Annotated in this window: 6 protein-coding genes and 1 pseudogene; 1 reads left to right on the top strand and 6 read right to left on the bottom strand. The window is 46.4% G+C overall.

Annotated elements, in window-relative coordinates:
• The 5 genes and pseudogenes from AKL11_RS25760 to AKL11_RS20280 all read right to left on the bottom strand — a co-directional run.
• Nucleotides 1–183: pseudogene (locus AKL11_RS25760) on the bottom strand (IS5/IS1182 family transposase); the annotation flags it as partial.
• Nucleotides 184–232: 49 nt separating this feature from the next.
• The gene (locus AKL11_RS20265) at nucleotides 233–613 is read right to left on the bottom strand and encodes an MBL fold metallo-hydrolase (RefSeq protein ID WP_067521248.1); all 381 of its coding nucleotides are present in this window, start codon (nucleotides 611–613) and stop codon (nucleotides 233–235) included.
• A gap of 47 nt (nucleotides 614–660) precedes the next feature.
• Complete coding sequence (locus AKL11_RS20270) at nucleotides 661–966, bottom strand: MBL fold metallo-hydrolase (RefSeq protein ID WP_067521251.1); 306 nt, start codon at nucleotides 964–966, stop codon at nucleotides 661–663.
• Nucleotides 967–1088: 122 nt separating this feature from the next.
• Nucleotides 1089–2495, bottom strand: a complete 1407-nt coding sequence (locus AKL11_RS20275) for a PfkB family carbohydrate kinase (RefSeq protein ID WP_067521255.1) — start codon at nucleotides 2493–2495, stop codon at nucleotides 1089–1091.
• Between the two features lie 58 nt (nucleotides 2496–2553).
• Nucleotides 2554–3852: an inosine/guanosine kinase gene (locus AKL11_RS20280; protein WP_067521258.1), complete on the bottom strand. Its 1299-nt coding sequence runs from the start codon at nucleotides 3850–3852 to the stop codon at nucleotides 2554–2556.
• 286 nt (nucleotides 3853–4138) lie between these two features.
• Here AKL11_RS20280 and AKL11_RS20285 point away from each other — a divergent pair, with 286 nt between their 5' ends.
• On the top strand, nucleotides 4139–6958 hold the full coding sequence (locus AKL11_RS20285) for an insulinase family protein (protein WP_172807340.1): 2820 nt from the start codon (nucleotides 4139–4141) through the stop codon (nucleotides 6956–6958).
• A 57-nt stretch (nucleotides 6959–7015) separates the two neighbouring features.
• On the opposite strand, the gene AKL11_RS20290 is transcribed toward AKL11_RS20285, so the two are convergent.
• A complete protein-coding gene (locus tag AKL11_RS20290; protein WP_067521263.1) occupies nucleotides 7016–7765 on the bottom strand; it encodes a J domain-containing protein in 750 nt (249 codons plus the stop codon).
• Nucleotides 7766–7925: the final 160 nt, after the last annotated feature.

The raw sequence follows: 7925 nt of genomic DNA on the forward strand, positions 1-7925 counted from the left end.
GGATGGATGCCAGGCTTTAGAACCCCTTCCTTTATAGGCGCTGATCAAAGGTGTGAGGTCTAGCTGCTCAACCACCTCTACAACAAAGCGAGCAAGATGCACCTCTGGCAGATAATCCTGAACAGTGGCAGGAAAAAAGTCAGGGATGTCTCGGTCAATGGGTCTGAAAGTCCATTTGTTCATTGGCTGGCTGTCTTTTACGATCTTGCGGGTATTATACTCAAAAGTTGTTCTAAGTCCGACAGGCTCCTAGAATGGTTTTGGTGATTTCCTTGATGGTTTGGCCTTGGTGGTGAAGCTGTTGAGACTGCTCGCACAGTTCAAGGAGGTTATTCAATTTTTCCTGCAGTGCCGTTTTGCCATTTTCAACCACGCCGCGATGAGGGCAGAACAGAGTATCAAAATCTTTGGTCAGTACGTCCCGAATGCTATTGATAAGAATGGCAAGGTTTTCATCATCACGCATATAGCGAATGCTACGTGACAGGTACAGATCAACGGTAAAGACTGCGCCTTTATCCGGCCAATAGAAGCAGATCATATCTTCTGCATGACCCGGAGCAGCAATGGCTTCCAGCGAGCTACCATCATCAAGTTCTATCCATTCTGGCAATGGAGCGAGTGCGACTGGTTGGCTGCTGCCCCAGATGTATTTTTGTATCAGTGGAATGGAAAACCTTTTTCCATGATGAGGCAGGTTCCTTGAGAACCCATTGGGGTAATACCGGAAAGCGCTTTTAGCCGGGCTGCATTGCCGCTGTGGTCTTCATGGTGATGGGTTAATAAAATCTGTCGTATTGGCTGTTCTTGGAAAAAAGGTTTTACGAACTGCCATTGATTAGCCGGCGCGGTATCGATAATCGTATCGCCTATTCGATAGGTGATAAATGAGGTGTTTACGCTATTTTTACGACGGCAGCGAATACCTTCAACGCCTTGGTAATTGACCCGTTCAAACAGGCTCATGACTATGCCGTATTTTTATTCTCTGTACATGAGAGAGTACCTTGTCGTGTATTTTTGTACCATCATTAATACCTCACACCAAAGGAGCAAAGTATGTTTCTTTTATGGGGTTATTCGGTCACCTATAGAGCTTTCAATAACCTTGGAGACACTTGTTGCACAACCTGTTTACTGACCCAATTGGCATACATGGCTGTTTCTGAAAACGTAGTATGGGTTAACGGCAGTGCCGATCCTTTGTTGTCGGGTGAAAAAGGATTGTCACTAATGCGCAGGCAATGAATCAGTGCTGACATTGCGGCATCTCCTGCTCCATTGGTGTTGACGATCATGTCTTGGTTTTTCATGCAGGCGGGTTCATGACAAACGATTTTGTAGGGTGACAGGCAGTTTATTTTAAGTGCCGGATAACTCTTAGTGTATTGATTGATTTTTATGCTTTGTTCTGGTTCGCGCCCATTATTTTGGTATTCGTATGGCTGAAAAGAATATGGGCGATCAATATAACCACAGAAATACAGTCCATTTTTTCCATCAGTGATGAGTGCCAGGTCTGTATAGTCAAGCACCTTCATAGCAGCTGTCGGAATATCCGGTTTCCCTGTGAGCGCTTGTGCTTCATCTCCATTCATGGCAACGACCATGATATTTTGGGATAGATAGTTCTGCAGTTCAGTCGTCATATGTTGCACAAGATTTGCACTGCCCAGGGTCATAAGAATGGGTTTGTGGTATTGATGGGCAAGTTTTACTGCGCGTTGCGATGCGGCATATATCGGTTGGCTCTCATCCGCTAATGGGTACGCTGACATAACCAGGCAAGAGGATTCTTGAATGACCAGCGCTTTGATGGCTTCAGCAGGCAGCTGATTAACATCGCTGAGAGATACACCAAAAGTGCGTTCGCTATCATTAGAAATCAGCGTATAGGCGCACCCAATTTGTCCTCCTTGAATAAGGCAAAGATCGTTTAAATTCATACCATTAAAGCTATTGCGTAAATAATGAAAGGCACGGTTGCCTGGCAAGGCCTCACTGATCACTCCAAATAATGTGGTTGAGGCGCCGGAAAGAACTGAGGTGTTGTGCAATGTATTACCAATGGTGCCACCTGCATTTTCAACACAGGCTTTTTTGTTATTGTTGATTAGCCTTTCCAGCTGTTCCGATTGATTTTGATTGATAAGTTGAGACTGGCCTTTTTCAAGTCCTAATGTTGTCAGCACAGAGTCGTCAACCCCGGTAATGGTTATATCGAAAATCGTTTGATCGATCCCGCAGGCAATGTTTTGGCTTGGGTTTGATGAATATAATTTTTGTAGAATATGTTGTATATAAACTTGGTTGGTAGCATTGTTTTTAACATTTCTATCACAAACTGCAGTGGCTTCAGCGCCGTATGTCTCGGGTCTTTGTGTAGAAATGGATTTGACTGTTTGGGTGGAACCTGGATGCAATTTGAATCGATTGGGCAGAATAAAGTGTCCACTAATACTGCTGCCGTAAGTTGTTACTGCTTTTGATAACATAGTGTTTATCCAAATAACCTTTTAGTCCTTTGGATAAACAATTTAGTTCAATTTTCTATTACTGATCCCAATAACTGTCTTCCAGGCTCATCTCCCGCTCAGGCAATGCCCGCGATAATCGGGGTGAACTCTGAGCCAGCACTTCAAAACTGACCCGGTTTGCGTATTTGCACACTTGTGCAAATGAAGAGTAAGTAATCCACTGTTTATTGTGCTTGCTGGACGTTGGTAGCACCAGACGGTGGTAATGGTTGGCTGCCATATCATGAATCAAGGCGGCTAACGCGCCGTCGCCGGCACCGTTGGTGTTTTTGATGTTCTTGGGTCCGCCCATATAAGGGCTGATGTGCGAATACACCTTCATGGGTTCTTCGCAATCTTTTTGAAAGAGAGGGCGGCTGAATTCAAAACGGTTGAAGTCACTGATGGCGCCGGAACGAATCGGGTTGTCCGTTTCGCGAGCCAGGGATTTCTCAGTGTAACCACTGAGGTAAAGTCCTTCAGCACCGGCGGTCAGCAGAACCATATCAACATACTGCAACATTTGTTCGGAAGCTTGAACCGGGTCAGACTCACCGGTGAGTGCTTCTGCCTCTTCTTCATTCATGGCCGCTACATTGACGTAGTCGTTCATAAAACTCAGCAACGGTTCTTTGATGGCTTTCACCAGACCACGGGTGCCCAATGTTAAAATGACAGGGACGTCATGCTTTCGCGCCAATTCAGCCGCGTGAATCATCGCGTGGTAGATGGGCAGTTCCGGATTGGCTAAGGTGTATGCGCACAACACCAGCGCAGAAGATTCGGCAATAATCTCTTCATTTATAAACTCAGGGCTGAGCTGATTCATCAGACCCGGGCTGATACCAAACGTACGTTCACCGTCGTCAGTAATTAAGGCGAAGCAGCGACCAATCGCGCCATTCACCGGTTGAAGATAAGTCAGGTCTACTTTGCTGCTGGTATTGCATAGATAACGATAGGCGTAATCGCCCACATGAATGTTCGTGCTCATCACGCCAAACTGAACCGAGCGGTCGTCTGCCAGCACCGAATAATTGTGCAGTGTGTTGCCAATGGTGCCGCCGGCAAACTGATCTTCAATCAACTCATTGTCGGTCAGGAACTCGTAGAGACGATTGGCGGTGTCATCATCAATCCACTGTGAAGCGCCTTTGTCTAAACCAAAGTCGTTTAGAACGGAAAGGTCAACACGGGCGGTGATGTCTACCAGATTCTGGTCGATACCACAGGCATAGGTGTTGGTCTGACCAAACACCGAACTCTCCATGTCGAAGCGGTTGTTGGTGTTGACCGGGAAGTAATGCTTGATCTTTCGGCGACCGGGGAATTTCATGGGAAGGACTGTCTGACGGGAAAAGGGAAAAGCGGGATTTTCTATGAAAAAGCGCAAAAGTTCCAGCGTTCATCACTGAATATAATTAAGTCTGCTCTTGGTAAAAAGTCGTCAAAACAGCCAAGTCCTCTATCTTTATGGCTTACGAATAGGTAACAATAAATTCTTTGCATTGTTTACATACATAATTCGACGCACAGACAATGTTCTGTGGAGTGATGGTGCTCAGACTGTGAAAACTGATATGTTTACCAAACTGGTGTCAATGGTTGCAGGAGTATTAACCATGGTTTCAATAGCAGGCTGTTCAATGACGACGGAGAGAGAAGCCCTGGTGACACCTGGCGATGTGATTAAAAGCCCGGCGGATGATCGGGATTACCGGTATCTGACTCTGGATAACGGTTTGAAGGTACTGCTGATTTCTGATGCCGATACCGACAAGTCTGCCGCTGCGGTGGATGTGAATGTTGGCAGTTATCAGGATCCGGATGATCGCCTTGGTCTGGCGCATTTCCTTGAACACATGTTGTTTATGGGGACGGAAAAATATCCGGACGTGGATGGCTATTCTGAGTTTATCCGCGCCAACGGCGGTGGCAGTAATGCTTATACTGCGGATGTCCGCACCAATTATTATTTCGATATCAATAGTGACCAGTTTCAACCGGCAATGGATCGGTTAGCTCAATTTTTTATCGCGCCAAAGCTGGACCCGGAATATGTCGAGCGGGAAAAGAACGCGGTGGATTCTGAATACCGACTCCACGCCCGGGAAGACGGCTGGCGTCTGTTTATGGCCACCAACAAAACGTCCAATCCAGATCACCCGAAAAGCCGGTTCAATATTGGCAGCCTGGACACTCTGAATAACGACGATGGTCAACTGTGGCAGTCCTTGAAAGACTTCCATGAAAAATACTACGTTGCTTCCAATATGAGCGTGGTGGTTTATGGTAAAGAGTCGTTAGATACGCTTGAACAATGGGTTAAGGCCTCTTTTAGTGAAGTGCCTTCCGGTACTCATCCAGAGTTAAAGATTGGTAAAGCGCCCTATTCGGATGATGAAGTTCAGGTGCGTATTAATATCGTGCCTTTGAAAGACACTCGTGTTCTGTCGTTGAGTTTTCCGCTGCCAAGCACGCAGGAATATTACCAGCTTAAACCCCTTGGCTATCTGGCAAGAATTGTCGGTTATGAAGGCAAGGGCAGTCTGCACAGTTATCTGAAAGACCGTGGCTGGATCGACTCTTTAGCGTCCTACGGCAGCGATCTGCCCGGTGAATACAGTGAATTCAATATTCGCATGGAACTGACGCCAGAAGGGCTGAAAACAGTCGACGACATTACCGCCATTGTTTTTGATTATCTCGATCTTATTCGTCAAGAAGGCATGCAGGCCAGCCTGTATCAGGAAAGCAAACAGGTGGCAGAGCTGGGTTTCCGTTTCCAGGAAGATCGTAATCCTCAGCAGACCGTTTCGGGTCTGGCATCTCGAATGCATTATTTGCCGGCGGAACATCTGCTGGAAGCGAACTATATATACGAAGCCTATGATCCGGAATTGATTCTGAGTTATCTCAATAAGATGACCCCGGAGAATCTTCGTCAGGTGGTGATTGCCCAAGGTTTGCCCACGGATAAAGTAGAGCCTTATTTTGAAACGGCTTACAGCATTGAAAAGCTCCCGGCGGCATTGGTTAAACGACTGAGTACGCCTGAAGTCGACCGTGAGCTGACCATTCCTGAACCCAACCCCTTTATTGCGGATAATCTGGACTTAGTGGAAGGAAGCCGTATCGGCAATCCAAAGGTGATTCTGGAGAAGTCAGGGCTTCGTCTTTGGAATCTTGCCGATACCAGCTTTGGCATGCCCCGGGGAAATATCCGGGTCATGATTTCTTCGGAAGAAGCGTCGAAAACACCGGCTGAAAATGTGATGGTGCAGCTTTATAAAGCGCTACTGTCCAGAAGTTTGAACGAGTATGGTTATCCAGCTAAAGAAGCGGGGTTGAATTACAGTATCACTGCCGGGCGTCGAGGGGTGATGATCAGTTTGTCGGGTTATTCTGATAAACAACCACTATTGCTTGAAGATATTCTGGAAGCGGTGAAAACGTTTAATCCCCAGGAAAACGCTTTTGAGCAGGAAAAGGCGGTACTGCTTCGTTCACTGAAGAACAAACAGTTCCATACACCTTACCGCCTGGGGCTGGATGCTCTGAGCCAGTTGGCTTACCCAAGTTATCCGGACGACGCCACGTTATTGAACGCGGCAGAGAAGGTCACCTGGAAACAGCTGCAACAGTATGCCAACGCCTTCTATCAGCATATTCATGTGGAGATGCTGGTGCTCGGCAACCATAGCGAAGCCAGTGCCCTGCAAATGGGAGCGATGGTTGAACGCTATTTGTTAAGTGATACCAATCGCAGTGATCGTTTTGATCTTCCTTATCACCTGCTGGGCGACACGGATCGTGTGGTCACCATGGATATTGAACACGACGATTCCATGCTGATCAGTTATTACCAACTACCGGAGACCGGTAATCGCGAGCGGGCACAATATGCATTATTAGGTCGGTTACTGGCGAATCCATTCTTTAATGCGTTGCGTACTGAGCAACAGTTGGGCTATGTGGTGTTTGCCGGGCCAAGGCCGTTTGAAAAGCATCCGGGTATTATCTTTGTTGTTCAATCGCCAAAGTTGGATCCCACAGGTCTTGAGGGTCGAGTTGAGCAGTTTTTGCAATCCCAGAAAGCAGCCTTTGCCAGCCTGACCAATGAAGAGCTGGAGCAGTATCGCCAGGGCCTGATCGGCGATCTGCTAAAGAAAGATGATAACCAGGATGAGCGCAACAATCGGTTCTGGCAAGGCATTGCCAGTGGTGAAACGGATTTTGATAACCGTGAACGGATTGCGGAAGCGGTTCGTCAGTTGACGCCGGCGGATATGCAGGCTGCTCTGGATCGTTTGCTGGAGAATAAGGGCAAGCTGGTAGTTCGTTCCTTTGGTGAGCCGCATAAATCAGCCTATCAAGCAGAGGTATCCAGAATGGAGTGTACTTCCATGGATTGTTTTAGCGATTTGCCATTGCAGCATTAATCCTAAATCTGAGCATGAATAACGCTACTGGCACTCTGTGTCAGTAGCGTTGGTCGATTAATGGACCATTTTTTCCAATGCGGTGTTGGCATTACTAATCAGTTTAAAAATTTCCTCATACTGTTTTTTCTGTAAAGTTGCTTCAGCATCGCTCAGACCTTCAGGTTTGAACTTATCTGGATGATATTGTAACGACAGTTTTCGATACGCTTTTTTCACGATTCCTGCAGAAAGGTCATCTCCCTTGATGCACAGAATGGCCATCGCATCACCGATATTATCCATAGACTTACCATAAAACCGAGCCAGTAAATCATTTAATGTTTTGTTAGTGGATTTTGGATAGTCATTGACCTTTGGGGGAGCATTATCAGTAAAGAACTGCTGTCCGCCTGAACGGTTCTGGCCATGACCGATATATTTTGAATGATATCCAGTGCCTGCCCCACCAAACCCTGCTCCGAAACCTGCTCCAAAGCCGCTGTCAAAATTATAATGATGTCTGTAGTGTTCCCTTTCCTGACGGGATCGATTGTATTGCTTCTGTTTCTGTTTCTGTTCCTGCTCTTGGCGGAATTGCTCTCGCCTTTCTCTGCGTTTGCGGGCATTTTCCTGACGAGTTTTCTCATAGCGGGCGTTACTTTCTGCATTCTCTTCTTTCTGTCTTGCCTTTTCACGTTTTGCCCTTTCATTTTTCGCCTGTTCTCGGTGCGCCTTGGCTTCTTTCTGTGCTTTATTGAAATTTACCCTTGCCGTGTAACGATCAAGTTCAACTTCAACTTTAAATTGTTTTTTGGTAACAAACATCTGGGCAGCCACTCCCGATGAATATACGACACAATCCATTATCAGAAAATTGTCGTAAGCACTATTTGATAGAACAATGAGACACCTACAGACATTTCTGCAGTATGGAAATGATTGTCACCCCGATCAAACCTGGCTGTTTCGTAAATCACGATGAATC

Origin of the sequence: Endozoicomonas ascidiicola, from assembly GCF_001646945.1 — a bacterium.
Taxonomy (GTDB): domain Bacteria; phylum Pseudomonadota; class Gammaproteobacteria; order Pseudomonadales; family Endozoicomonadaceae; genus Endozoicomonas; species Endozoicomonas ascidiicola.

Bases quoted from the DNA above. Each gene is read 5' to 3' on its own strand.
- AKL11_RS20270 (WP_067521251.1), bottom strand. From the start codon at position 966: ATGAGCCTGTTTGAACGGGTCAATTACCAAGGCGTTGAAGGTATTCGC.
- AKL11_RS20275 (WP_067521255.1), bottom strand. From the start codon at position 2,495: ATGTTATCAAAAGCAGTAACAACTTACGGCAGCAGTATTAGTGGACAC.
- AKL11_RS20280 (WP_067521258.1), bottom strand. From the start codon at position 3,852: ATGAAATTCCCCGGTCGCCGAAAGATCAAGCATTACTTCCCGGTCAAC.
- AKL11_RS20285 (WP_172807340.1), top strand. From the start codon at position 4,139: ATGGTTTCAATAGCAGGCTGTTCAATGACGACGGAGAGAGAAGCCCTG.
- AKL11_RS20290 (WP_067521263.1), bottom strand. From the start codon at position 7,765: ATGTTTGTTACCAAAAAACAATTTAAAGTTGAAGTTGAACTTGATCGT.